This is a genomic window from Wolbachia endosymbiont (group A) of Acrocera orbiculus, from assembly GCF_947250015.1.
Lineage (GTDB): Bacteria > Pseudomonadota > Alphaproteobacteria > Rickettsiales > Anaplasmataceae > Wolbachia > Wolbachia pipientis.
In genome coordinates, this window is the sequence record NZ_OX366272.1 from 1,331,204 (window position 1) to 1,356,351 (window position 25,148).

A 25,148-nucleotide genomic window follows, 5' to 3' on the forward strand; every position below is an offset into this window, starting at 1 on the left:
GTATTCATTTTAGCTAGAGGTTAGTCTTACTGATTTTATTAAAATTTTTATTAACTTTATCGCAAAGTATAGCTGAGATATGTTTTAAGTTCAACATACTTGATGTTTTAATTTAAAGCTCATATAGCTAACCCAAGAAAGGTTTCCCTACGTCATACCGCCACGGTATCCACAACTGTACGAACGTTGTAGTTTGGGAGCAATTCCCACCAGTGGGCCAGTGCCCAGACACTGGGATGGCTTTGTTGCATCGCTAGCTATGATGGATTAAAGATAAAAAAGATAGGGAATATCAGTAGCTTATTATTCTGGTATTTATAACAAGAACGGTCAGTGAATACCTAAATTTGAGTAAAAGAAATTTCACTACCACTCACTAATCTGGCTAAAATTCAAGAATTTCAATGCTTTAGCTATTTTCAATAGAATTAAATTTATTAATATAAATAACAAATTACTATTCTTAAATTTGATCAGATTGATTGCAAAAAAACAAGATTTTCAATAGGTTGCTTATAATCCTAACTATAGTTAGCCTTTCATAAGTAGCGATGCAACAAAGCCCACTGGGATCCAGCTTCTATGCAACTTAATTAAAAACGTTTGTTTTAGCATAAGACAACTACCTTTAGCTCATCAGCTCAGTTATAAGCAAAATTTCTGGATTCCAGACTGGAATGACATCATCTGTTGTGCAATTTACCTTCAAAAATGAATGTTCGTACAGCTATGGATTCATTCGCGGTATAGATTCCGCTAACGAGTAGCGGAATGACGGTTTTTCAAATTGTAGAGCCACTTTAGCTATAGAACTCAATTACATAAGCAAACCTTACTTATTTTACTATCCCTGTTTACTTCCTGTAAAAAACATGTTACTAATGTATTGTATTTTGTAGTAGAATGGAGGAAATTTTGGCAGTTCCAAAAAGAAAAAAGTCAAAGTCAAGGCGTAATATGCATCGTTCTCATCATGCTATTGAGCCTAAGAATATTGTGGTGTGTTCAACAACTGGGGAATTCATGTTGCCTCATAACGTAGCAGTTGATGGCAGTTACAAAGGAAAACGGGTTTTCATCAAGCAACAGGCGGAGTGACTATTATGATATGTTACCTACGGTCAATAATAATATAGTTATTGCACTTGACGCTATGGGGGGCGATTTTGCGCCTCTTTCCGTAATTCAGGGTGCTGGTTTTTTTTTAGACAACCTTGTTGACCCAGGCATTAAAGTTTTTTTTCATATTTATGGAGATAAGGAAGAAGTATCTCCTTTGCTTTTGAAATATAAAAAAGTAAGTAACAATTCTGAATTTACTCATTGTTCTGACAATGTCCTTGCAAATGATAAGCCATCTTTTGCGCTGAGACATCGTAAAGACTCAAGTATGAAAGCTGCAATTGTTGCAGTGAAAGAAGGTAAAGCTTTCGGAGTGGTATCTTCAGGCAACACCGGAGCGTTGATGGCAATTTCCAGATTTATTTTAGGAACATTACCAAACATTTATCGTCCTGCTATTGCCTCTATCTGTCCAACTAAGACAAAAAGCTTCGCTTTGCTTGACCTTGGTGCAAATGTTGATTGTAATGCCGACTCATTATTTCAATTTGCGTTAATGGGTAGTATATTTGCAAAAATAGCATTAAAAATTGACAATCCTGAAGTTGCTTTGCTAAATATCGGCACAGAAGAAGTTAAAGGTAATGACTCAGTGCGCGGCGCTTTTGAGTTGCTTAAAAACGCTCCAGGCATTAATTTCAAAGGGTATATAGAGGCAAGTGAATTTTTAGAGGGTAATATAGATGTGATTGTTGCTGATGGTTTTGTTGGCAATGTAATGCTCAAAACGGCTGAGGCAACCGCTAGTACCTTTATCAATCTAATAAAGCAGGAAGTATTCAATTCGTGGATAGCGAAAATGCTTGTTGGTATATTGTTAAAATCCAAACTAAATAAAGCTTTAACGCGTTTTAATCCCAAAATTAGAAGTGGAGCTATGTTTTTAGGGCTGAATGGTATCATCATTAAAAGTCATGGAAATTCTGATGCTATTTCTTTTGCCCATGCCATAAAATTTGCAGTAAATGCAATTAGTGAAAATTTAAATCAAAAGATAATTAACGGGGTAAGTCATATTGAATAAAAGTTTCATATTAAGCACTGGATCTTACCTACCAAGAAAAATGTTGAGTAACAACGAAATTGCATCGATAGTTGAGACGAGCGATGAATGGATAAGGCAGAGAACAGGAATAGTTCAAAGGCATATAGCAGATGAAGGAGAACTAACGTCAGATCTAGCTGTAAATGCAGCAAAAAGTGCTATAGAAAAAGCTAAAATTTCAGTAGATGAAATTGACTTGATTATAGTTGCTACAACAACTCCTGATAAAACTTTTCCTAGCTGTGCAACGATTGTACAAAGTAAGTTAAAATGTAAAAACGCATTTGCTTTTGATGTACAAGCAGCATGCTCTGGTTTTATATATGCAGTTACAGTTGCTGATTCGCTCATAAAATCTAACAATAGAATTAAATATGCATTGGTTATAGGTGCTGAAATAATGTCTAGGATTGTTGATTGGGAAAATAGGTCAACTTGTGTACTCTTTGGTGATGGTGCTGGTGCAGTAATAATGAAATCAGCATGTCATTTTAACGTCATTCCAACAAATGATGCTGATACTTGGGTGGCAGAGAAGGGGGTTACAAAAGGTATAATTTCAACTAGCCTATATTCTGATGGCAATGTGGACATACTATGTACGAACGGAGGGATATCCTCAACTGGTGATTCTGGAAAAATATGCATGAATGGAAGAGAAGTGTTTAAACATGCAGTGGATAAGTTAACAGCCTCAGTAGAGGAAACTCTGAAATGCAATAATTTGAAAATCACTGATATTGACTGGTTAATTCCCCATCAAGCAAACATTCGTATTATTGAAGCAGTAGTAAAGAAATTAGATTTTCCTATAGAGAAAGTGATTAATACCGTTGATAAGCATGCAAACACCTCAGCGGCATCAATTCCACTGGCCTTAGACTATGCAATACAAGAATCAAAAATAAAATCAGGAAATCTGGTACTGCTGATTTCAATAGGTGCAGGCCTGACCTGGGGTTCCGTGTTGCTGCACTATTAGACTTCCTGCATTACCTCCTGTCATCCAAGTACCCTCTTTGTCATTCCAGTGCCTCTTTCTCCTGTCATCCCAGTGCCCCCTTTTGTCATCCCAGTAGCCCCTTCGGTGTCATTCCAGTCTGAAATCCAGTTCTTATTGTACATTCACCTGGTGTAAAGTTAAGTTTCCTGGATCCCAGTGGGCTTTGTTGCATAGCAACTGAAAAAATCTGGTGGCTACTGACAAAATTCATTATAAAATAGCCATTTAACCTTGAAAGAAAAAATATGCCACAAAAAATGAGGGTCAGTAACCATAGCGAATATAACAAATTTCTAGAAAAAAGAGGAAATATTTTTCATTATATCAACGAAGCCATAGAAAAGTGGTACGAGAATGGTCCAAAAATACCAGGTGGCAACAATATTTATAGCGATAAAGTTGTAATTTTGGTGCACATAATAACTTGTTTATTTAGAATAGGCCTGAGGCAAACAGTTGGGTTTATAGCAGGATACCTTGAGCAAATTGGGAAAAATTTGCAAGTTATCAGCTATTCACAATCATCAAGAAGGTTTAAGAAACTCAATATTAAGATCAATGATTGCAGAATTGATAAAAATAATATGGAAGATATCGAAATTACTATAGACAGTACAGGAATTAGTATATACAACAACACTCCTGGTCATAGCAAAGAAAATAGCGAAGATAGAAAGTATCGCAGCTATGAACAGACAAGAAAATTGCATGTAATGTTGAATACAAACAGCAAAAAAGCCATAGCTGTAAAATACAGTAACGGTGTCTACTCTGATCACTATGGAGCTTGTGATTTGCTAAAAGAAGTCGATTTTCAGTATGTCATAAAAGTACTATATGCAGATAGGGCATATGACAGAGAAAAGCTCTATAAGCTGTGTAATCAATATGGTATAAAAACGAAAATTCCTCCGAAAAACAACGCAGCAGAGCATCCAAAATTGGATTATATGCTTGATAGAAATGCCGCTATTCAGTTAATGAAATTACATGGTGAGAATGGTATAAAAAGATGGAAAGAAGAAGTAAATTACGGAAAAAGATCGTATATTGAAGGATTTTTCTCAAGGTTGAAGCGAATATTTGGGTTTAGTTTTAGGAGCAAATCTGAGATTAATCGTGAGAAGGAACTGCTACTCAAGTGTTATTTGCTTAACAAATTTACTGAAATAGGCATGGCTAAGTTTGAGATAGCTTCATGAATTTATTGTACGTTACCTACTATCCGAAGAGCGATGCAACAAAGCCCACTGGGATCCAGCCTTGCCGTAATTTCATCAAGAACGTTGTGTTTTAACATAAAACGGCTACTTTTATGCTTACCAACTTAATAAAATTCCTGGATCCCAGTGTCAAGCACTGGGATGACATCATAGGGACACTGGAATGACACCATAGGGGCACTGCCGTCATAAAGGAACCAGTGTCAGCTACTTGGATGACAGCTAGCCTAACAACCGTCATCCCGCTACTTGTTAGCGGGATCTGGAGATACCGTGACGGTATGACAAGGAAGAACAGTTGCATTCCTGCACAATTTATTCTCATGACAAAAACGTCTTAACTTTTTCTCTACTTTTTCTGGGCAAGGTCACTAATTGACATGGTATCTTGTTAAAATATTTTTTGAAAAAATGGATTGAATTATAGGTAGATTTGGCTATTATTTGTAATACATGGGTATTGGATAAAATGTTTGAATTTAGTTCTGTGCTGCTAGCTCGAATTCAGTTTGCCTTCACAATAGGCTTTCACATTATATTTCCTGCTTTCACGATCGGGCTTGCAAGTTTTCTAGCCTTTTTGGAATGGTGTTGGCTTAAGACTGGTGATACACGTTTCCGTGATGTTTATAAATTCTGGATCAAGATTTTTGCCGTTGCTTTTGGCATGGGAGTGGTATCTGGAGTTGTAATGTCATATCAACTTGGTACCAATTGGTCGATTTTTTCTGACCGCATAGCCAATGTTCTCGGCCCTCTATTTTCCTTTGAGGTTTTAACAGCCTTTTTTCTGGAGGCATCTTTTTTGAGTATTATGCTATTTGGATGGAATAGAGTAAGTTCTCGTATGCACTTTGCTTCTACTTGTATTGTTGCAGTGGGAACGCTTATTTCACTTTTTGGATTATTGCGGCCAACAGTTGGATGCAAACACCCGCTGGATTCACGATTGGTGAGAATGGTCTCCTATATCCAACCAATTGGTTAGAGATTATTTTTAATCCTTCTTTCCCTTATCGCTTTATTCATATGGTAACAGCAGCCTATCTTACAACAGCTTTTGTGGTTGGTGGTGTAGGAGCATTTTATCTTTGGAGAAAACGACATGCTCCTCAAGCAAGAATTATGCTTGGTATGGCAACCATTATGGTAGCTTTAGCTGCACCATTTCAGCTGTTCATGGGAGATAGGCATGGATTAAATACACTAAAGCATCAACCTGCTAAGATTGCTGCAATGGAAGGTATATGGGAAACCGAAAAAGGGGCTGGCTTACTTTTATTTGCTTATCCGGATCAGCAAAATGAAATTAATCACTACGAGATAAAAATTCCTAATCTTGCCAGCTTGATCTTAACACATGATTTTTTAGGAGAAGTAAAAGGATTAAAGGAATGGAAAAAAGAAGATAGACCACCTGTAGTATGGGTATTCTGGTCCTTCCGTATAATGGTTGGAGTTGGAATTTTAATGATCATAATTGGGTCAGTAAGTGTTATACAGTATCTTCGTGGCAAATTATTCCAAAGTTGTTTCTTACATGGATGGTGGATATCAATGATGCCGTCTGGGTTCATAGCGTTACTTGCAGGTTGGTTTACTACTGAAATTGGCCGTCAACCTTACACTGTATATGGAATTATGCGCACAATTGAATCATTTTCATCTGCGATTACCGGTCCTCAGGTTGCATGGTCTTTGATTGCATTTATCGTTATGTATACCCTTATATTTGGAGCAGGCAGTTACTATATCCTGAAACTTATATACAAAGGAATTCCTGTCATTAAAGAAGAAGAGCAATTTTATAAACACGGTATTGGAGCTTCAGTGATTGATGCTGGTACATCTGGAAAGGGCAACAATCATGTTTGATTTTTCTTCCTTAATTAATTTACCCCTAATCTGGGGATTACTAATTGCCATAGCTGTTTTACTGTATATTTTAATGGATGGGTTTGATTTAGGTATTGGTATTTTACTTCCTTTTGCACCGTCAGATAAATGCCGTGATCACATGATAAGCTCAATTGCACCATTTTGGGATGGAAACGAAACATGGTTGGTACTAGGTGGTGGAGGGTTGTTTGCTGCTTTTCCTCTTGCATATTCAATATTAATGCCTGCTTTTTATATTCCAATCATTATTATGCTGCTTGGCCTTATAGTGCGCGGAGTATCCTTTGAGTTTCGTTTTAAGGCAGAAGGAAAATACAGGCAATTATGGGATTATGCCTTTCATTTTGGGTCACTTGGTGCTGCATTTTGCCAGGGCATGATTTTAGGCGCATTTATACATGGTGTAGAAGTAAACGGACGCAACTTTTCTGGTGGCCAATTTGATTGGGCAAGTGCTTTTAGTGTAATGACAGGCGTTGCTGTGATATTTGGATATGCACTTTTAGGTTCTACATGGCTCATAATGAAGACAGAAAATATAACACAAGAATGGGCACGCAAGGTTGCTTCTTATACGCTTGGTTTTGTAGGTATTTTCATGGGACTAGTGAGTGTAGTGACACCATTTTTAAATGAACGTATTAAAAACTTTTGGTTTAGTATGCCAAATTTTTATTATTTATTTTCTATTTCATTACTCACATCTTGGCTATTTTTCATGCTGTGGTTTGATCTTCAGAATACTAAACGGGAGTACCGTCCATTCTTTCTCAGTATTGCTATTTTTTTTATGGGATATTTAGGTTTAGGAATTAGTATCTACCCATGGATTATACCTTTTCAATATACCATTCTGGATGCAGCTGCTTCTGGGCCAAGTTTATCTTTAATGCTCATTGTTATAATACCGCTTTTACCAATCATTTTAACTTACACTGGTTATTGCTATTATGTCTTTCGTGGAAAATCAAATTATGAACACACATATTAAGGAGTTAGTGACCTTATGGTTAAAACGTTACCCTTAAATCAAGCAGTCGTTCTGGCAATGGCGTCAACTTAAGAGCCTTCATTAGCAAATCCTCCTATGGATTTTCTGACTTCTTGTCATATAAGTAGCTTGACGCTGACATTCAGTTTTCTTTATAATTTTCTTTGTGAAAGAACAAAAATGCTTATTTGTAACGATAGCTGGCTTACCAAATGCTGGGAAGTCTACATTAATTAACAGCATCATAGGCAAGAAAATTGCAATTGTCACCCCTAAAGTGCAAACAACAAGGACGCAAATAAGGGGTGTTGCAACATGCAACAACACACAAATTGTCTTTACTGACTCCCCAGGAATTTTCTCAGCAGAAACAAAACTTGAAAAAGCTTTAGTCAAATCTGCATGGTCGGCAGTTAAGGATAGTGACATCACTTTGTTGCTTGTTGATGTAAGCAATTATTTGAAAAATATAGAAAGAATTAAGACTATATTTATGCGGCTGCAGCGCACAAAAGGCAGATGCATTTTGGTTATCAATAAAACTGATTTGGTAAAAAGGCCTGAATTAAAGATGGCGCATGAGCATCTGAATTTGCTTTATAAATTTGAAAAGGTTTTTATGATATCAGCATTAAAGAATGATGGACTTTCTGATTTGATGAATTACTTGTCTGAAGTTGCATCGGTGAGCCCCTGGTTTTATGAAGAAGATCAAATAACCGATTCCTCGACAAATTTTTTATCAGCAGAAATTACGAGAGACAAATTATTCTTGAACTTGCGTGAAGAATTGCCATACTCTACAGCTGTTATAACTGAACAATTTGAGGAAAAAAAAGATAAGAGTTTAGTCATCAAACAGATCATATTTGTGTTGAAAGATAGTCATAAAAAAATAGTGCTAGGAAAAGATGGCAGTAATATTAAAAAAATTAATATCGAAGCGCGTGCTGAACTAGAAAAATTATTTGAGTGCAAGGTACACCTCTTTTTATTTGTGAAAGTGCGACCTTGGATCGACCGTCCGGAGGAGTATATAGGCAATGCTTAATTCTTTATTGGTATTTGATATTGAAACTATACCAGATGTAAATTCCTGCAAAAATTTACTCAATATTAGTGATGATAGTAGTGTAGAAGAGAAGAGGGATGCATTAACAAAATATCATCTTGAAATAACAAACGGGCAAAACTCTTTTCTGCGTCAGCCTTTTCACCTTGTTGTAGTTATTAGTTTTTTACTTTGCAATATAAGCTACCAGAGTGGTTATGAGGTGTTCACACTGCAAGAAATAAGATCTGGAGGCACACTAAATTCCAGTGAAAAGGAGCTAGTGAAAGGATTTTTTAACTACATATCAGAGAAAAAGCCAAGATTAGTTTCGTTCAACGGACGCACTTTTGATATACCAGTGCTGAAGTATCGTGCTATGGTCCATGGCATTCAAGCAGAATATTTTCATAAAGCTGGCGATAAGTGGAATAGTTACAATCAGAGATATAGCAGTGATTGGCATTGTGATTTGCTTGAATCCCTCTCTGATTTTGGAGCTTCTGCGAGAGTAAAAATGAACGAAGTTTGTGCAGCATTTAATCTTCCTGGTAAGATTGGAGTTGATGGGTCACAAGTTATGGGCTTATACGATAGCGGCAAGATACAAGAGATTCGAGATTATTGTGAAACAGATGTAATTAACACTTATTTGATTTACTTAAGGTTCATGCATCATCAGGGAAGGATTACTACTGAAAGCTACAACAAAAGTGTGGAAGAGCTACTTTTAGAGTGCGAAAAAAAAGAATACCTAAAGAAATTTAAAGAAGAATGGCAAATAACTTGTGGTGGAAAAATTTTACTTCCATAGAATAAATAGTCGAGTTATAATGCACTAACAAGCGAACCTCTGTACTAAATTTTGGTTAATATACACGTTGAGCATATTAAGAAAGTTGCTTTTAAGGTATTGCATTTTACTTTTATTTTCGTTATAAGGTTGCTTTAAGTTGAATTTTCAACATTTTTATACTATTTACATTTAAGATATGATTTCGAAATTTTTTGGGGGCACTTCATGAAAAAGTCTATGTATACTAGAACTGCTCTAGTTTCTTTATTAACTTTATGTTCTTTCAGCAGTTTTGCAGCTGACTTTCCTGATGAGAGTATGAAGGAAATAAAAAAGCAAGAGAGCACAAAAACTTCTGGAAAAACAGAAGTTATGAAAACATCAAATAAAAAACTGAAAGAAAAGATGGACAGAATATGTAATGCTGATCCAAGAAAAAAAGCTGAAGAGCTTAAGAAAAAAGAGGAGATCAGGCTAGCAAATGAGAAAAAAGCAAAGCTTATAGAGGATTCAAAAGCGAAAGCTCTAAACGCTAAGAATTCTAATATAGAAAAAGGTAAAGTTTCAAAAACTAAGCGTTCTAAAACTAAGAATGCTAAAGTTGAAGCTAAAGATGTAAAGAAGGATATAAAAGTTGTTAACAAAAATACAGAGGAAAAAGGTAAGGCAAGTCCTGTTGTTTCAGTTGGTGGAGTTGATATTATCAATACCAATCAAGGGCAAAGTAATTTAAGAATAACTTTTGGTGGTGTTGTTGATGCTCAAGGTTATGGCAAAGCTGGACCAAGTGGCGCAAATTATAAACGTTATAACATTATGCCAAACAGATCTACAGAGTATTATAATGCCACTCCAGATATAACAAAAGGAGCAAATCCAATATTCTATGAAGGAATAGGAAATATTGGTGATTACAGCAACGATATGGGTATGATTGCTGATGCAATATTGCACCTCAGAGCAGAAAATAAGAATGAAGATTTAGGTCTTCTTTATGGTGCTGACGTGCAGTTTCATGTTCCAGTGACCGAAGGTAAGGGAACTTCACAGGGTGTTTATGCTGCAAAAGGCAGAAGTGCGCATGTGTTTGTTAACTCAAAATATGGTGACGTGAAGCTTGGTTACCAATTTGGTCCTGAGGCTCTGATGAGGCTTGATGCAACAAGAATTGCGACTGTTGACGGAGCTGCAGATAGTGACTGGTTCAGAAAAGTGAACTTAGAAGGAAGCGCTGCTAGCTTTCCATTTTATGTAACACCACGTCTTTACACTGAAAGTTTTTCGAGTGAAAGTGAAAAATTCTCTTTCCGTATGGCAGGGAAATATAACAAAGGCGTTATGACTACACTGCCATTTAGAGTTGCTTACTACTCACCAAATTATATGGGCGCAAGATTTGGTATCAGCTACTCACCTCGTTATGATAGTGGTTTGTTTACTGTAAAAGAAACAGTTTCAGAAGATAAAGGCGGTAAGATAGAACATAAGGAAACGATAAAGCATGTCGGCCCAGACTATGAGCACATAGTAAGTGCTGGTGCATCATATGAATATGACTTTGATAAACATAACATAAAAGTTAAAACTTCTGCAGTTGGTGAATATGGCTTTCCAAAGCAACCAAGTAAAGATAAGCATCTTTATAAGGAATTTGTGGAGTATAATGACCTGATGGGTGTTAATTTTGGTGTAAGCGCTGATTATAAGATTAATGAAGATCAAGGCGTAAAGTTTGCTGCCTCTTTTGCATACTTGGGCAAATCTGGTCAACCGAAGGGTATTAAAAAATTAATTGGTGATACCTATACGGAAATTGATAGTAAAGATGCTACTGATGGCAAAAGAGTGGAAGGGCTGAAAGCTCAATTTGGTAAAGATAGTATAGATACCATGTATTGGACTGTGGGAGCTGGGTATCAACATGAGAATATCTACACAAGTTTGACGTATTTTGGCAGCAGAATGAATGACAAAGATATGCTTCATGATGGTGCACTTGGCGTTCAATATGATCTGTCTCCTGCATGCAGTAAGAACAAATTTGTTCCTTACGCAGCTCTCCATTATTTTATGACTAACGAAACAGGTAAGCTGAAAGATGAGTCTGATGCTGATGTACCTTCTAACCAAGGAATTCTCCTTCTTACTGGTGTGAAGTTTTCTTTCTAACCAGCCAGTACACACCACAGTTAACTGTGGTGTATTCTTGTCTGTTAGTGTTTATTTGTCGATCAAATAAACATATGGTGTCCTCTCTCCTGTCATCCCAGTGCCCAGACACTGGGATCCAGCTTTCCATGCAACTTCATCAAAAGCGTTTATTCAGCATAAGATCAGCCACTTTTTATGCTCACCAAATCAGTTTGCTTACTTACAAGCAAAATTTCCTGGATTCCAGTGTCAAGCACTGGTATGACACCCTATGGTCACCGGAATAACGCTTTATGGCTACTTAGATGATGAGAAAAGAACACACTGCCCTTATTCTACTGGCCGTATAGCTACTTTCAAATTTAATCAATTAAGCAGGAGGCCCCTATGCAAACCACACTAAAAAATCATTTAGCTGGAGAATTACTTACCACTGCTACGTGCTGGAAATTAAAGCTCGCAGGTGGAGAAGTAATGGGATTCACTGACTATGATGAAGACTTAAATATTGATAATATACTCTATAAATCTTCAAGTGGATTTACAGCCAGTAGTATAATATTAAACAGCGATTTAAAGACTGATAATTTGGAAATTGAGGGAATATTAAATAGTGTTGATATCAAAGAAAAAGATGTTTTATCAGGAAAGTACGACTTTGCAAATATTGAGATATTTCTTGTGAATTATAAAGACTTGACCCAGGGAACAATGAATCTACATTCAGGAATTTTTGGTAAAGTGACATTAAGTAGTGGAAGATTTATTGCTGAAATTAGAGGGCTCTCAGCAAAGCTTGAGAGAAGCATAGCAGAATTATACTCTCCTGCATGCAGAGCACAATTTTGCGATGATAAATGTAAAGCCGATACTAAAAAATTTAGTAAAATAAGTACAATCACTAAAGTAATAGATGAAAGAAGATTTGAAGACACGAATTTAACTGAGAGTGATGAATATTATAAGCACGGAGTAGTAAAATTCTTTGGCTCAATAGCGTTTGAAGGTGTAGTAAAAGAATATAAAAATAAAGTAGTTACGTTGTTTACTTCGCCTCCATACCAAATTTTTGCTGGAGATAAATATTCAATACTCGCAGGTTGCGATAAAACATTTCCAACTTGCAGAAGCAAGTTTAACAATACTGTGAATTTTCGTGGTGAACCCTATATACCAGGTTTTTATATTGTTTAGCAGTACAATTTTCAATATTATGAATAAGCATGGAAAGGTGGCTGAGTGGTCTAAAGCACACGCTTGGAAAGCGTGCACATATGAAAATATGTCGGGGGTTCGAATCCCCCCTTTTCCGTATGTTACTTCTAGAATAGTATAAAACCCCCGGTCGCGCACACAACTGTACGAACATTGTATAGCTCTTTCGATAAAAGTCCGGATGTGATAGGATAAGGATAGATGATGATAAGGAGGTTGAATGCCAGCAGCATATAGTTATGATTTAAGAAAAAAAGCAATGGAAGCGCTAGACGAAGGAGAAAGCAGAGAAACAGTGGCAGCAAGATTTAAGATTGGACGAACTACTTTATGGGAGTGGCAGCAAAGAAGAAAAGAAACAGGAGACTTTCAATCAAAAAAACTTGGAAATGGGGGTTACAATCACAAAATTACCGACTGGGATACCTTTGCCAAATTTGCCAGAGAACACGGAGGAAAGACTCTATCGGAAATGGCTAAACTTTGGAACAACGTTAGTATCCAAACGATCTATCGAGCCCTTAAAAAAATTGGATTTACGCGCAAAAAAAGACATATGGATACAAGGAAAGAAACGAAGAAAAACGTGCTGAATTTTTGAAAATTATAGCGACAAAAGAACCTAAAAACTTAGTGTATATAGATGAGTCTGGCATTGATAACACCGAAGACTACCCCTACGGATATTGCCAGAAAGGACAGCGGTTTTATGCCTTAAAATCTGGAAAGAAAACTCAACGAATCAGTATGGTTGCAGCCTTAAGTGGAAGAAAGATAGTTGTTCCGTTAACCTTTGAAGGCCACTGTAATATGGATGTTTTTAATGGATGGTTTGAGCAATTTTTGACACCGATCTTGGAACCTGGACAGACTGTCATTCTTGACAATGCTACTTTTCATAAGTCTGATAAGATTATCGAGCTTGCTAAAGGGGTTGGTGCAGAAATTTTGTATCTGCCGCCTTATTCTCCAGATTTCAACAAAATTGAGCATCATTGGTTTGCTATAAAAAACAGAGCCAGGAAAAACATTCCTCTATTCGAATCCTTTCTTCGTGCTGTTGATTCTGCCTTCCTATGACCTGTTTGGACTATTATGAGAAATGCTATAATATGGTACAATGTTACAACTATGCGGTGGTAATTTACGATAAATTCATGTAGCCATTTCAAATTTAGCCATACCAATGTCAGTAAATTGATTAAGCAAATAACACTTGAGTAGCAGTTCCTTCCCACGATTAATTTCAGATTTGTTCCGAAAATTAAACCCGAATGTTTGTTTCAGTCGCGAGAAAAAACTTTCTACATAAGATCTTTTTCCGTAGTTTGTTTGCCTTTTCCACCTCTTCATTCCATCTTCGCTGTATGACTTTATTAGTCTAATTGCAGCATTTCTCTCTGCCATACTTTGGATGCTCTGCTGCATTGTTTTTTTGGAGGAATTTTTGTCTTTATGCCGCATTCATCACACAATTTATAGAGTTTATGTCTGTCATATGCTCTGTCTGCATATAGTGCTTTTATGGCATGCTGAAAATTAACTCCTTTAAGTAAATCGCAAGCTCCATAGTGATCAGACCGTTACTGTATTCTGCAGCTATGGCTTTTTTGCTGTTTATATTCAACATTACATGCAATTTTCTTGTCTGTTCATAGCCACGATATTTTCTGTCAGCGCTATTTTCCTTGCTGTGTGTTGTTATAAATGCTGATGCTTGTGCTATCTATGGCAATTTCGATATCTTCCATATTATTTTTATCAATTCTGCAATCATTGATCTTAATATTAAGTTTTTTTTGAAGCTTGCGAATAGCTGATAACTGCCAAATCTCTTCCTATTTGTTGCAAATATCCTTTTATAAACCCGACTGTTTGTCTTAAGCCAATTCTAAAAAGATTAACGATTATATGCACTAAAATCACAACTTTATCACTATAAATATAGTTGCCGCCCTGCATTTTTGGACTATTTTCATACCAATTTTCGATAGCTTTATCGATGTAACGAAAAATATTTCCTCTTTTTTCTAGAAATTTGTTATATTCATGGCAGTTACTAACTCTCATTTTTTGTGGCATATTTTTCCTTAAGCGGTTAAATGGCTATTTTATAATGAATTTTGTCAGTAGCCACCAGATTTTTTCAGTTGCGATGCAACAGAGCCATCCCAGTGTCAAGCACTGGGATGACAGGAAAAGAGGCTATTTGGATGACATCTTTCTTCTTGGTATAAATTACTTTTATATCTCAATGTTCGTACAGCTATGCACGTTGCCGCATAGTGGATGAGGTGTACTACCTCTAAGAGTATACATTATCTCACATAATAATATAATATTTCGTTCATAAATCAACGTTTTTAACATGCAGCAAGAACATTTCCGTTGTAATTAAGGTTCTTAAGATGTATATTAATGAATCTTGTTTTCAATAAATAATGAAAGTAATAATTGTCATGATAATGTTATTGTGTAGCAGTTACACAATGGCAAGCGAGAGAATAAGTCTAGTGGATAAAAAACTATCTCAAGGATATGTAGCTCCAGTGCTTACAGAAAATAGCGTTATTTTATCAGACAAGCACGGCGCTTTATATTCCTTTGATATTGATAACTCAAAGGCTATGAATTGGAAATTACACCTCTCACACAGAAAAAAAATTAGTAACATGAGCCTATTGCGTCACAGAGGAAACGTTTTCTTTATAGTGGATAACGTTCTACACACAATAGATGCAAAAACCGGCGAGATTCAGTGGGAAAAAGAATTGAGAGCTCCAGTAAGAGGGAAAGCAGCAGTAATAAACAATAAATTGGTAGTATTGACTATTGATAATTATCTGTACGTGTTTGATATAAAAGATGGCAGCTTCGTTTGGACTTATCAAAACGGCATCAATGAGGTTCGAGGTTTGTATTCCATATCGCCAGCAATTTCTAATGATAAAATAATAGCACCATTTTCAAATGGTGAGTTAATAGCTTTTAATGAAGACGGTAAAAAATTGTGGAGCCAAAAATTGGCTACAAACCTTTTGGATACACAGCTCACAGATGTAACTACTACACCGAGAGTGCTTGGCGATACTTTAATAGCTACAAATAATTCTTATATTTATGGCATTGACGTAAAATCAGGAAATATTTTATGGTCAAAGTCACTGCAAGTAAAAAGTGTATCAGACATTGAATCATATTACAGTCCTCTTATTCCTCCAAAGGAGCAAAAAGAAGGCGGAAGAATTTTTATAGTTACTAAAGACGATAAAATAATTGGCCTGGATATAAAAAATGGAGAAACAGTCTGGGCATCTGATTTAATAGAAAATACGCAATTGTTTGCTCCAATTATGCATGCCCATACACTGTGGGTGACAAGCAATAAAGGTTCAATGTTTGCTTTTCCGGGATCTGAAAATGCAGGAAAGGTAGTCAAAGTACCTGGCAATGTGTTTCACACTCCAGTGTTTACTCACGATAAAATATATGTAACAACTGAGGGAAAAGGTGTTTATTCTTTAGAAAATAGGTTTGTTCTTTATGATTGATTATGACCTGATTGTTATAGGTGGTGGTCCAGGTGGTTATAAGTGTGCTATCGCTGCTGCAAAACTTGGATTGAAAGTTGCCTGCATAGATAAAAATAGCATTTTTGGTGGTACGTGCCTGCGGGTTGGGTGCATACCCTCCAAAGCATTGCTCCATTCTTCCTATCAGTATGCTCACACGAAAAATGATCTGTCGAAGTTTGGCATAAAAATTAAGGACGCAAGTTTCGACTTAAAAGAAATGCTAGGCTATAAGGAAGCCAGAGTTCAGGAACTTGGAAAAGGTATAGAATATCTGTTTAACCTTCACAAAATCACTAAAATCAATGGGCTTGGGAAAATTACTTCTTTTGACCAAGGTAATCTTGAAGTTTCAGTTGAAGGTAAGGTGCTGAAGACAAAAAATATAGTAATTGCAACCGGTTCTGACGTTATTTCTTTGCCAGGAATTAATATCGATGAGAAAAGTATTATTTCATCAACTGGTGCATTATCTTTAACTGAAGTACCAAAAAAACTTGTCGTAATCGGAGCCGGGGCAATAGGGCTTGAAATGTCTTCTGTATGGAGGAGGCTAGGGTCTGAAGTCACTGTAGTAGAATTTTTTGATAGAATCGCTGCAGCAATGGATGGAGAATTAAGTAAGTCTCTACTTTCTAGTCTACAAAAACAAGGAATAAAATTTTTACTTAGCACTAAAGTTGAGGAGATAAAACAAAGTAGTAATTCTTTGAGTGTGAAAGTTTGCTCTGTAAAAGATAATCAAACAAACACTATAGAGGCGGATAAGGTATTGGTGGCAGCAGGACGCAAACCATGCACTGAGAATCTTGGTATTGATGAAAAAATAGAAAAAGATAATCGCGGTTTCGTTCAAGTTAACAACAGATATGAAACTAATGTGAAAGGAATATTTGCTATTGGTGATGTGATCGGTGGAGCAATGCTTGCTCATAAAGCAGAGGAAGAAGGAGTGGCAGTTGCAGAGATAATAGCAGGACAGTCACCTCACGTTGATTATGGAATCATACCATCTGTCATTTACACTCACCCTGCGGTTTCTTCGATTGGTAAAACCGAAGAGGAACTCAAAAATGCTGGCCGTAAGTACAAAGTTGGTAAATGTCAATTTGCTGCAAACGGCAGAGCAAAAATCACTGATGATGCTGAAGGATTCGTGAAAGTGCTGACTTGTAGCAGAGCAGATACAATACTAGGTGTGCATATCATAGGAGCATACGCTGATACGCTAATCAACGAAGCAGCGGTTGCAATGGCATATGGCGCAGCAGCAGAGGATATATACAGAATTTGTCACTCTCATCCTGATATAAATGAAGCCTTTCGAGATGCGTGCATCGATGCTTTCTTTAAAAAATAATTGTGGACCTCGGTTCAATCATTGAAAAATGGTATGAGTGGCTGAGGTGCAACAGATCTTATTCACCAAACACTTTGGAATCATACATGAGGGACTTGAAGGATCTTATAAGTTTCCTAAATACTCACATTGGTGGAGAAGTAAATGTTGGTACTCTGAAAAATTTAAGCATACCTGAGTTAAGAAGTTGGCTTACCTCTCGTTACGCAAGAGGTGTAAACGCAAGATCCAACACTCGAGCACTCTCAGTAATCAGAAATTTCTTCAAGTACATAAAAAACAACCACAATATAGACAATGAAGCTGTATTTTCCTTATCAAGGCCAATTCAGAGAAGAACTTTGCCCAAAGCACTTTCAATATCTAATATAAAAACTTTATTGAAAGAAATGAAACTATCCGACCTGGGCGAACCTTGGGTGGTAAAAAGAGAAATTGCGATTATCGTCCTGCTATATGGTACAGGCTTAAGAATCAGTGAAGCGTTGAACCTTAGGGTTAGTGATATTAACAATGAAAGTTTAATAGTAACAGGTAAAGGAGATAAACAAAGGCAGGTATTCATTCTCCCAGTAGTAAAAAAATGTATACAAGAATATGTAAAAGCCTGTCCTTACCTTGATGAAGCACAACATCTTTTTGTGGGAGTAAGAGGAAAAAAATTGGGAAGAACTTATGTGGCTAATCGTTTGCAAAAAATAAGGAGAATGTTAAATTTACCAGAAATTTTATCTCCACATGCATTTCGCCATAGTTTTGCTACTCATTTGCTTCAGGAAGATATTGACATAAGATCAATACAACAACTGCTTGGCCACTCAAGCCTGGAAACTACTCAAGTTTACACTCACCTCAATTATCAAGATGTTTTTAATATGTATAAGAATTTTCAGCAGAGTTTGGAGAAGAAATCAAAACCTTAACTTCGTTCTAAATCACCAAGCTGAGTGCTTTTAACGTTGCTAAGTGTTGTGTTTGCTTTGTATGAAAAGTAGCATCCAATTGTAAAAAAGGCAAATGCAGTTACAGCAAGTGGAATACATATTTCCAAATTAGGTATTGTTAAACATGCACCAACAGCAAACGCTCCAGACAACACAAAAGAAGCAGAAGCGTAGTTGCTTTGTTCTCTATCAGAAGAAATTGCTTGCGAGGGTTTTTCGTTTTTATTACTCAGACTTTTAGTACGGAGCAGTCTATTTTCTGATGAAAGCCTATCTCTTTCTTCCCTTACTTGTTTCAAATCTCTTTTTAATTGTGAAATTTCAACAGTGTCACTTGCTCTTCCATACACAATTCTATTAAGTCGAGTTACTTCACTATTTAGATCATTGATTTTTGTTTTTTGAGCCGATTTTTCCTGTCTTACTTGCCCTAAATCTCTTTCTAATAGTGAAATTTTGCTAGTTTTATTCGTTAGCTCTTGCTCTTTCTCTACAAGTTGAGCTTTTGTTCTTTCAAGCCCTTGTAAAAACTTCTCAAAATCTTCTGGTATATTATTCGTATTTGCAGGAAATTTTTCATTTAAATAATCTTTAATAGAGTTAACTGGATTATCAACACCCCCCAATGCAGCAGTAACAACTGCACGATTTATAAAACAATTATCTTCTACTAATTTTTTCACATCATCTAAATCTTTTCTATTAATAGTATCAGTTAATCGGCTCTGAATAGCTTGTTCAATTGTTTGCTTTAATTGTGCATACTGCTCGTAACTAAAATCTAGGTCTTTATGTTTTAAAAGTTTTGTCAATACTTCTTTTTCATCTTCTGTTATCGTTCGTAAACATAATCGAATAATTAAGCTAAGTGGTGTTTTTATTCTTCCATCTTGGGTTCTTCTCCAGCAATTAGGATGAAGCTCTTGATTCAATAGTGTTTTCGCTTGGCAAATATTTCCGCTAGAAAGAGCAGCTAATAATTCTTTTCCTTTCTGTGCTTTTTGTATTTCTATTATCAAATGCCCAGCACGATTTTGTCTAGCACATTCCTCAGGATTTTGATGGTTTTTATTGGTTAGATAAGTGTTTATGTTTGGATGACTTAGTAAGAGTTGTAAAGTTTTCTTTTGTTGAAAGCACATTGCTAGATGCAAAACTGTATTGTTATTATTTTGTTCAGAAATATTAACATCTATGCTCCGGTGCAGTAGGAGCAACCTAATCATATTCTGATATTCTTTTTCTGTTTCAGAGCCTGCAGACAAATTAGTAACTATGGACATCAAAGGTGTCATGCCTTCTTTATCAAACGCATTAACATCCGCACCCTCTGCCAGAGCTTCTTTAAAATCTTCTAGGTTTCCATCATTAATAGCCTTAAATAGCTGTTTTGTTGATTCACTTAGCTGTCTTGAAGTTGTCGGATTTCGAGCTTGCGATGCCGTGTTATCACCACCTCCATAAGCTCCATAATATGCTACACCGTTTCTATAAGGCATACTAAACCCTCTTTATTAATGATTTACTAATATAATTATGTAAAAGAAAAGGAAAATTGCAAGCAATTTATCTAAAATCCTAGAATTAACTACGACTCCAAAAACTTTTCTGCATCAAGCGCAGCCATGCATCCTGTTCCTGCTGCAACTACTGCTTGACGATATACCTTATCTTGAACATCACCTGCAGCAAATACTCCTGCTTTACTAGTTAAAGTTGTTCCAGGTTTTGTAATTATATAACCCTGCTGATCCATTTCAACAAAGCCTTTAAAAATACCTGTATTTGGTGCATGCCCAATTGCAATGAACACTCCATCGACTTTCAATTCTTGAGCTTCCGTTGATTTAACTATAATACCAGTAACTTTCTTCGGATTTTCTTCTCCAAGAATCTGCTCTACGGTATGGTTCCACATTACTTTTATTTTATCATTTTTAAAGAGTCTATCTTGCATTACTTTTTCCGCTCTTAATTTATCACGCCTGTGTATTAATATCACTTCTTTGGCAAATCGAGTTAAAAATATTGCTTCTTCAACAGCAGTGTTTCCACCGCCAACTACAACTACAACTTTATTCCTAAAAAATGCACCATCACAAGTTGCACAAGCTGAAACTCCATAACCTTGAAATTCTTTTTCACTCTCCAAACCAAGCCATTTTGCTTGCGCACCAGATGCAATTATAATTGCATCTGAATAGTAGTCATTAGTATTACCAGAAGATCTAAATCTATACTTATTAGAATCCTCAAGTTGTTCAACGCTTTTTATCTCATCATCTATTATTTTTGCTCCAACCTTTTCTGCATGCAACCTCATTTGCTCCATTAGTTCTGGACCCTGTATTGAAACAAAACCAGGATAGTTTTCAACATCTGTAGTAATTGTAAGCTGACCACCAGGCTGCATTCCCGTTACTACAATTGGCTCTAAGTTTGCACGTGCTGCATATATAGCGGCAGCATAACCCGCTGCCCCAGATCCAATAATAAGAACTTTTGTACTAAATTTATAATTCTTCACTGTATGAGTTTAGATAATCAGCTACTCCTTCATCGCTTGCCTGCATTGCTGGCTTACCTTTCTTCCACCCTGCTGGACATACTTCACCATGCTCCTCATTATGTTTAATTGCATCAACAATTCTAACGAATTCATCGATATTACGCCCTAAAGGCAAATCATTTATCGATTGATGACGTACAATAAATTTATCATCAATAACGAAAGTTGCTCTCAGCGCAATTGAGTCATCATATAAGACCCCATAGTCTCTTGATATAGACTTTTTGATATCAGACACTAAAGTGTAGCTAATCTCTCCAATACCACCATCATTAACTGGAGTGTTTCGCCATTTATAATGTGAAAATTTTGAATCTACACTTATTCCTATCACTTCAACACCACGTTTTGAAAAATCCTCTATTTTATTACTAAATGATATCAACTCAGTTGGACAGACAAAGGTAAAATCAAGTGGATAGAAAAAAAGGACAGCATACTTATTTTTTATGCGCTTACTCAGACAGAAATCATCAACAATTTCTCCGCCAGAGAGAACAGCTGAAGCAGTAAAATCGATAGCAGATTTTGTTACAAGATTCATAATTAACCTATTCTTTTAAAATAACTTCAATTTTACATCTTGATAAACTTATATGCAAGTTTTCTTTGGTTTTAGTCCTATAAAAACTTCCTAAAATAGCTCTTCTTTTTTACCGATAAGATACAATCCAGGTTGGAATACTGAGTTGGTGAGTATAAAATTCTACGTCATGCCACCGCGAACCGTCATACCGCGATTCATTCGCGGTATCTCTAGATCCCGCTAACAAGTAGCGGGATGACGGTTGTCGTTTAGCTATAAATGTTAAAAAATTTACCAAACGAAAAAAAAGGCAAAAGAAGCCCCGTGGTTGGCTAATTACTTACATTATACTTTCAAGTATGGCGTTTTTTTATTCTAAACACTTAATAACCGCGATTCAGCTACTTTTAAACCGCAACTAATCTAAATTATAAACGTTAAGAAATTTACTAAACAGAAAAAAAGGCAAAAGAAACCCTAGGGTAGCTAGTTATTCACTATCCATTTTTTAAGTTGGCGTTTTTTTATGTTTTAAACGCTTTATAAGCGCGTTTCAGCTTATGTAGGTAGAAATTTTATAAGACATAAGGTGCACATAGTGCAAAAAATTAAACATGAGACGCCAGATACGTGAGTTTTTTTATCATTTAATCTGTACAGAGAAGATAAATAAATAGCTTCAGTTTTATGATAAGAGGGCTGGCGGAGTTTGTCAAGCAAGTTTTTTTGTTTCTGCGGACTACTTGAATAACGGCTACAATGTTTGTACAGCTATGTACATAGCTGGAACCCAAAAAAAGAACCAAGTAGCCTTGGCTACTTGGATGACAAAAGGTAATACAAGAAATCTATTGGCTCTCGTATATCTTAGTGAAACTTAACAAGTTTATCTATAGTTTTAGTGATGATTCTTGGAGTATCCGGAGAAACTGCTGAGCTCAGCCTATTTAACCGCTCTATAGCGAACTCGCTATTCTCATTTGCTATGAAATCACATAAAATATTTTCTATATCCTTAGTAACACTTTCATGCTTTCTCAGAGGATGATTATGTGGATACCTACTGATGGTTTTGATACTGGAATACTCAACAAAAGCTTGATCCTTAAAAGCAAGTTGTCTCAATTTCTCTTTGAATTTTCCTTCTTCCTCTTTTGCTAAAAGGCGAGACTTTATCAGTGACTTTATAATCAAATTTATAGCTTGATGTATTTCAGAATGCACTATAACTTTAATGGTATTTTCTTCTACTATACAATCATAAATATTTTTTTCGCTCTGTAACGACTCTATTAATTTCTTGCTACTTTGTGAATTCAATTCCAAATTCTCCTCACTCATAGGAGTTATTATGAAGGTGTTCTTACTCACTCTGATGTTAAATTGTGGAGAGCCTTCAGAAAAGGAAAATGCTACATCCTTAAATTCAAGTGCATGATTGTATGCAGCAAAAAGGGTGTGTGCTATAACACTGCTGGGCACCTTCATTCCATGTTTACTCAGGTGGTTCAATACATTTTCAACCTCATGATATGTAAAGTCTGTATCTTTTAGCAATTCAACAACTTCTATGCCGTTGTGTTGTTTATACTCTATTCTCACTTCTTCTGTAAAAAGTGTTTTAGCTGCTATATGTTTATCAAGCACTGTGAAAATCTTGATGAAATTCTCTAAATCTTGTTTGTTAACTAATTCGATACTAATTAAGTTTCTGCTAATAATTGAAATATTTTTTGTCATTTTTTCCCACTAAAAAAACTCACTGAATGAATTGTATTTTTAATTCATTAAGAATTGTTTAAAGTGAGCATACTAGTTTTCATTTACGTATTACACGACAAAACAAGATAAAAAGTTACATAAAATCATCATGTGGTATAACACACTCTCCACATTCATCATTGCTGTTTGTGTAGGTTGTGACATCAGTGTGATTGTCATTATTATTTAGCATATCATCCAACTTTCCTTCTTTTTCAAGATCCATCAATTTGTCACACCCCCCAATGTGCTTATCGTTGATAAAAATCTGTGGAACTGTTCTAACGTTATACTTTGATTTTATGTCGTTAAATAGATCTGAGTTTTTGAGCACATCAATTTCTTCATACTTCACACCTTTTTTATCTAGTAAATCCTTTGCCCTTATGCAGTATGGACAGCCCTTCTTTACATATATCACAACATTTTTCACAATTTATCTCCGTAGCTTACTAAAATATAGTTATTATATATAAGAAACATGTAAAAACATCAAATTGTATGAAAATTATTTATAATTGTGAGCAAGGGATAGAAAATAATATAGCACTAACCTTCGGAAATTTCGATGGCATTCATTTAGGACACGAGTTTGCAATTTCTACTCTCAAGAAGGTAGCACAAGAAAGAGGATTACCCTCTGCAGTTTTAACTTTTGAGCCTCACCCATCAACTGTTTTATTTGGTAGAAACAATTTTAGGTTAATAGACCAAGAACAAAAAAAGGAACTAATCAGCAGCTATGGTATAAATTACTTATATATTATTAATTTTAATAGAGGTTTTTCTGAGGTTAGCTGCGATGACTTTATCAGTGAGATTTTAATAGATAAATATGGCGCTAAACACATAATTGTCGGAGAAAATTGCACTTTTGGTCATAAACGATTGGGTAATATATTAACTCTAGAGAAATATTCTGAAATATATGGATACTCTTTGACTAAATTAGAGCCATTAACAATTGACGGCAAAATTTGCTCTTCTTCTTCAATAAGGGAGTATGTACAAAGGGGCGAAATAGAAATTGCTAATAAATTGCTCGGCAGGCCTTATCAAGTTTCTGGTGTTGTGACAAAAGGTGCATGTAGAGGTAGAGAAATAGGATTTCCAACCATAAATATTCCTATAGAAGATTGCATGATAAAACCTAAGTTTGGCACATATTACGCTAGAGTGACTTTTCCTGATAGTAATCCAAATTGGTTATATGGAGTAGTCAATATTGGTATGAGACCTACTTTTAAGGATCTGAAAAAGCCTATAATAGAAATGCACATATTCGATTTTGATGAAGACGTATATAGTCATAAAGTCAATATACAACTTTTAAAATTCATAAGGTCAGAAAAAAAATTCCATAGTATTGAGGAGTTAACAAAACAGATAAATTATGATATACTTAAAGTTTATAGGTTAAAGGCAAATTTATGAAAAAGTTATGCTTAGTTGTTATATTAATTATAGTATTGATTGACCAAACGAGCAAATTGTACATAAACTCATTGATTGATGAAGGAGAATCAATTGAGATCGCTAGTTTTATAAAACTAGTTGAAGTTTGGAATTCAGGTATTAGTTTTGGAATGTGTAGCGCTTTACCACATGGCGGTTTCTTTTTTTCAGCATTTTCAATACTAATAATTGGTATACTTGCATATTTGATATACAAGTCTGACGATCAGTCAACTTACCTTGGTTTTTCTCTGATGATTGGTGGAGCAATCGGAAACGTAGTTGATAGGATCTATTGGGGAGCTGTATATGATTTCATATATTTTCATATTGATGATTGGTATTGGCCAGCCTTTAATTTAGCAGATTTATCTATAGTTTGTGGAATGTTTACATTGTTATATAAGTGGTATATATACGATATGCTTATTTCTAAACAAAATGAGGAATAAAATAATTGTTTTT

Annotated in this window: 21 protein-coding genes, 1 tRNA gene and 2 pseudogenes; 17 read left to right on the plus strand and 7 right to left on the minus strand. The window is 35.6% G+C overall.

Translation table 11 applies throughout. From position 1 onward, the window contains the following. The first annotated feature begins 915 nt into the window (after window positions 1-915). Genes rpmF through OOL03_RS06575 form a run of 3 tightly spaced genes read left to right on the plus strand, consistent with a single transcriptional unit; the run spans window position 916 to window position 3,149 of the window. On the plus strand, window positions 916-1,098 hold the full coding sequence (gene rpmF, locus OOL03_RS06565) for a 50S ribosomal protein L32 (protein WP_041573607.1): 183 nt from the start codon (window positions 916-918) through the stop codon (window positions 1,096-1,098). 10 nt (window positions 1,099-1,108) lie between these two features. After that, window positions 1,109-2,146: a phosphate acyltransferase PlsX gene (gene plsX / locus OOL03_RS06570; RefSeq protein WP_155969601.1), complete on the plus strand. Its 1,038-nt coding sequence runs from the start codon at window positions 1,109-1,111 to the stop codon at window positions 2,144-2,146. After that, entirely contained in the window at window positions 2,139-3,149 is a 1,011-nt protein-coding gene (locus tag OOL03_RS06575; RefSeq protein WP_182321005.1) for a beta-ketoacyl-ACP synthase III, read from the plus strand. Before plsX ends, OOL03_RS06575 begins: the two co-directional genes overlap by 8 nt. A gap of 20 nt (window positions 3,150-3,169) precedes the next feature. Here OOL03_RS06575 and OOL03_RS06580 read toward each other — a convergent pair whose 3' ends face one another. Continuing rightward, window positions 3,170-3,292, minus strand: a complete 123-nt coding sequence (locus tag OOL03_RS06580) for a hypothetical protein (protein ID WP_264707347.1) — start codon at window positions 3,290-3,292, stop codon at window positions 3,170-3,172. 123 nt (window positions 3,293-3,415) lie between these two features. On the opposite strand from OOL03_RS06580, the gene OOL03_RS06585 reads away from it, so the two are divergent. The 9 genes and pseudogenes from OOL03_RS06585 (at window position 3,416) to OOL03_RS06625 (ending at window position 13,576) form a co-directional block, all read left to right on the plus strand. Next, entirely contained in the window at window positions 3,416-4,372 is a 957-nt protein-coding gene (locus OOL03_RS06585) for an IS5 family transposase (RefSeq protein ID WP_253303449.1), read from the plus strand. Window positions 4,373-4,862: 490 nt separating this feature from the next. After that, window positions 4,863-6,268 (plus strand): annotated as a pseudogene (locus OOL03_RS06590) (cytochrome ubiquinol oxidase subunit I). Beyond that, window positions 6,261-7,283, plus strand: a complete 1,023-nt coding sequence (gene cydB, locus OOL03_RS06595) for a cytochrome d ubiquinol oxidase subunit II (RefSeq protein ID WP_264707696.1) — start codon at window positions 6,261-6,263, stop codon at window positions 7,281-7,283. The pseudogene OOL03_RS06590 and the gene cydB overlap by 8 nt, the downstream one beginning before the upstream one ends. A 166-nt stretch (window positions 7,284-7,449) precedes the next feature. After that, window positions 7,450-8,334: a GTPase Era gene (era, locus tag OOL03_RS06600; RefSeq protein WP_264707348.1), complete on the plus strand. Its 885-nt coding sequence runs from the start codon at window positions 7,450-7,452 to the stop codon at window positions 8,332-8,334. Next, complete coding sequence (locus OOL03_RS06605) at window positions 8,327-9,148, plus strand: 3'-5' exonuclease (RefSeq protein WP_012673253.1); 822 nt, start codon at window positions 8,327-8,329, stop codon at window positions 9,146-9,148. The genes era and OOL03_RS06605 overlap by 8 nt, the downstream gene beginning before the upstream one ends. Before the next feature lie 207 nt (window positions 9,149-9,355). Beyond that, entirely contained in the window at window positions 9,356-11,299 is a 1,944-nt protein-coding gene (locus OOL03_RS06610; protein WP_264707349.1) for a WD0745 family porin, read from the plus strand. A gap of 369 nt (window positions 11,300-11,668) precedes the next feature. Then, window positions 11,669-12,475 carry a DUF2163 domain-containing protein gene (locus OOL03_RS06615; protein ID WP_182320644.1) on the plus strand — a complete coding sequence of 269 codons (807 nt, stop codon included), beginning with the start codon at window positions 11,669-11,671 and terminating at the stop codon, window positions 12,473-12,475. Window positions 12,476-12,506: 31 nt separating this feature from the next. Next, a tRNA-Ser gene (locus tag OOL03_RS06620) sits at window positions 12,507-12,593 on the plus strand. A 123-nt stretch (window positions 12,594-12,716) separates the two neighbouring features. Beyond that, a protein-coding gene (locus tag OOL03_RS06625) for an IS630 family transposase (protein ID WP_264707034.1) occupies window positions 12,717-13,576 on the plus strand; the annotation gives its coding sequence in 2 pieces (ribosomal slippage) (window positions 12,717-13,041 and window positions 13,041-13,576; 861 coding nt in all). 75 nt (window positions 13,577-13,651) lie between these two features. Here OOL03_RS06625 and OOL03_RS07230 read toward each other — a convergent pair. Next, window positions 13,652-14,578, minus strand: a pseudogene (locus tag OOL03_RS07230) (IS5 family transposase). 359 nt (window positions 14,579-14,937) lie between these two features. On the opposite strand from OOL03_RS07230, the gene OOL03_RS06640 reads away from it, so the two are divergent. The 3 genes from OOL03_RS06640 to OOL03_RS06650 are packed head-to-tail and all read left to right on the plus strand — an operon-like array spanning window position 14,938 to window position 18,351. After that, window positions 14,938-16,047, plus strand: a complete 1,110-nt coding sequence (locus OOL03_RS06640) for an outer membrane protein assembly factor BamB family protein (protein WP_264707350.1) — start codon at window positions 14,938-14,940, stop codon at window positions 16,045-16,047. After that, window positions 16,040-17,428: a dihydrolipoyl dehydrogenase gene (gene lpdA, locus OOL03_RS06645; protein WP_264707351.1), complete on the plus strand. Its 1,389-nt coding sequence runs from the start codon at window positions 16,040-16,042 to the stop codon at window positions 17,426-17,428. The genes OOL03_RS06640 and lpdA overlap by 8 nt, the downstream gene beginning before the upstream one ends. Window positions 17,429-17,430: 2 nt before the next feature. Next, window positions 17,431-18,351, plus strand: a complete 921-nt coding sequence (locus OOL03_RS06650) for a tyrosine recombinase XerC (RefSeq protein WP_151808032.1) — start codon at window positions 17,431-17,433, stop codon at window positions 18,349-18,351. Here the strand turns inward: OOL03_RS06650 and OOL03_RS06655 are convergent. The 5 genes from OOL03_RS06655 to grxC form a co-directional block, all read right to left on the minus strand. Continuing rightward, window positions 18,348-19,871, minus strand: a complete 1,524-nt coding sequence (locus tag OOL03_RS06655; protein ID WP_264707352.1) for a TomO hydrophobic C-terminal domain-containing protein — start codon at window positions 19,869-19,871, stop codon at window positions 18,348-18,350. The genes OOL03_RS06650 and OOL03_RS06655 overlap by 4 nt on opposite strands. A gap of 89 nt (window positions 19,872-19,960) precedes the next feature. Then, complete coding sequence (gene trxB / locus OOL03_RS06660; RefSeq protein WP_264707353.1) at window positions 19,961-20,899, minus strand: thioredoxin-disulfide reductase; 939 nt, start codon at window positions 20,897-20,899, stop codon at window positions 19,961-19,963. After that, complete coding sequence (locus OOL03_RS06665) at window positions 20,886-21,485, minus strand: peroxiredoxin (RefSeq protein WP_264707354.1); 600 nt, start codon at window positions 21,483-21,485, stop codon at window positions 20,886-20,888. Before OOL03_RS06665 ends, trxB begins: the two co-directional genes overlap by 14 nt. A gap of 849 nt (window positions 21,486-22,334) precedes the next feature. Then, a complete protein-coding gene (locus tag OOL03_RS06670) occupies window positions 22,335-23,207 on the minus strand; it encodes a hypothetical protein (protein WP_007550039.1) in 873 nt (290 codons plus the stop codon). Between the two features lie 115 nt (window positions 23,208-23,322). Beyond that, window positions 23,323-23,661, minus strand: coding sequence for a glutaredoxin 3 (grxC, locus tag OOL03_RS06675; protein WP_007550037.1), 339 nt, complete (start codon window positions 23,659-23,661; stop codon window positions 23,323-23,325). A gap of 68 nt (window positions 23,662-23,729) precedes the next feature. On the opposite strand from grxC, the gene ribF reads away from it, so the two are divergent. Together ribF and lspA are read left to right on the plus strand one after the other, a co-directional pair. Beyond that, on the plus strand, window positions 23,730-24,662 hold the full coding sequence (gene ribF / locus OOL03_RS06680) for a riboflavin biosynthesis protein RibF (RefSeq protein ID WP_264707355.1): 933 nt from the start codon (window positions 23,730-23,732) through the stop codon (window positions 24,660-24,662). Beyond that, window positions 24,659-25,135 carry a signal peptidase II gene (gene lspA / locus OOL03_RS06685; RefSeq protein WP_006279329.1) on the plus strand — a complete coding sequence of 159 codons (477 nt, stop codon included), beginning with the start codon at window positions 24,659-24,661 and terminating at the stop codon, window positions 25,133-25,135. Before ribF ends, lspA begins: the two co-directional genes overlap by 4 nt. The last annotated feature ends 13 nt before the right edge of the window (window positions 25,136-25,148 follow it).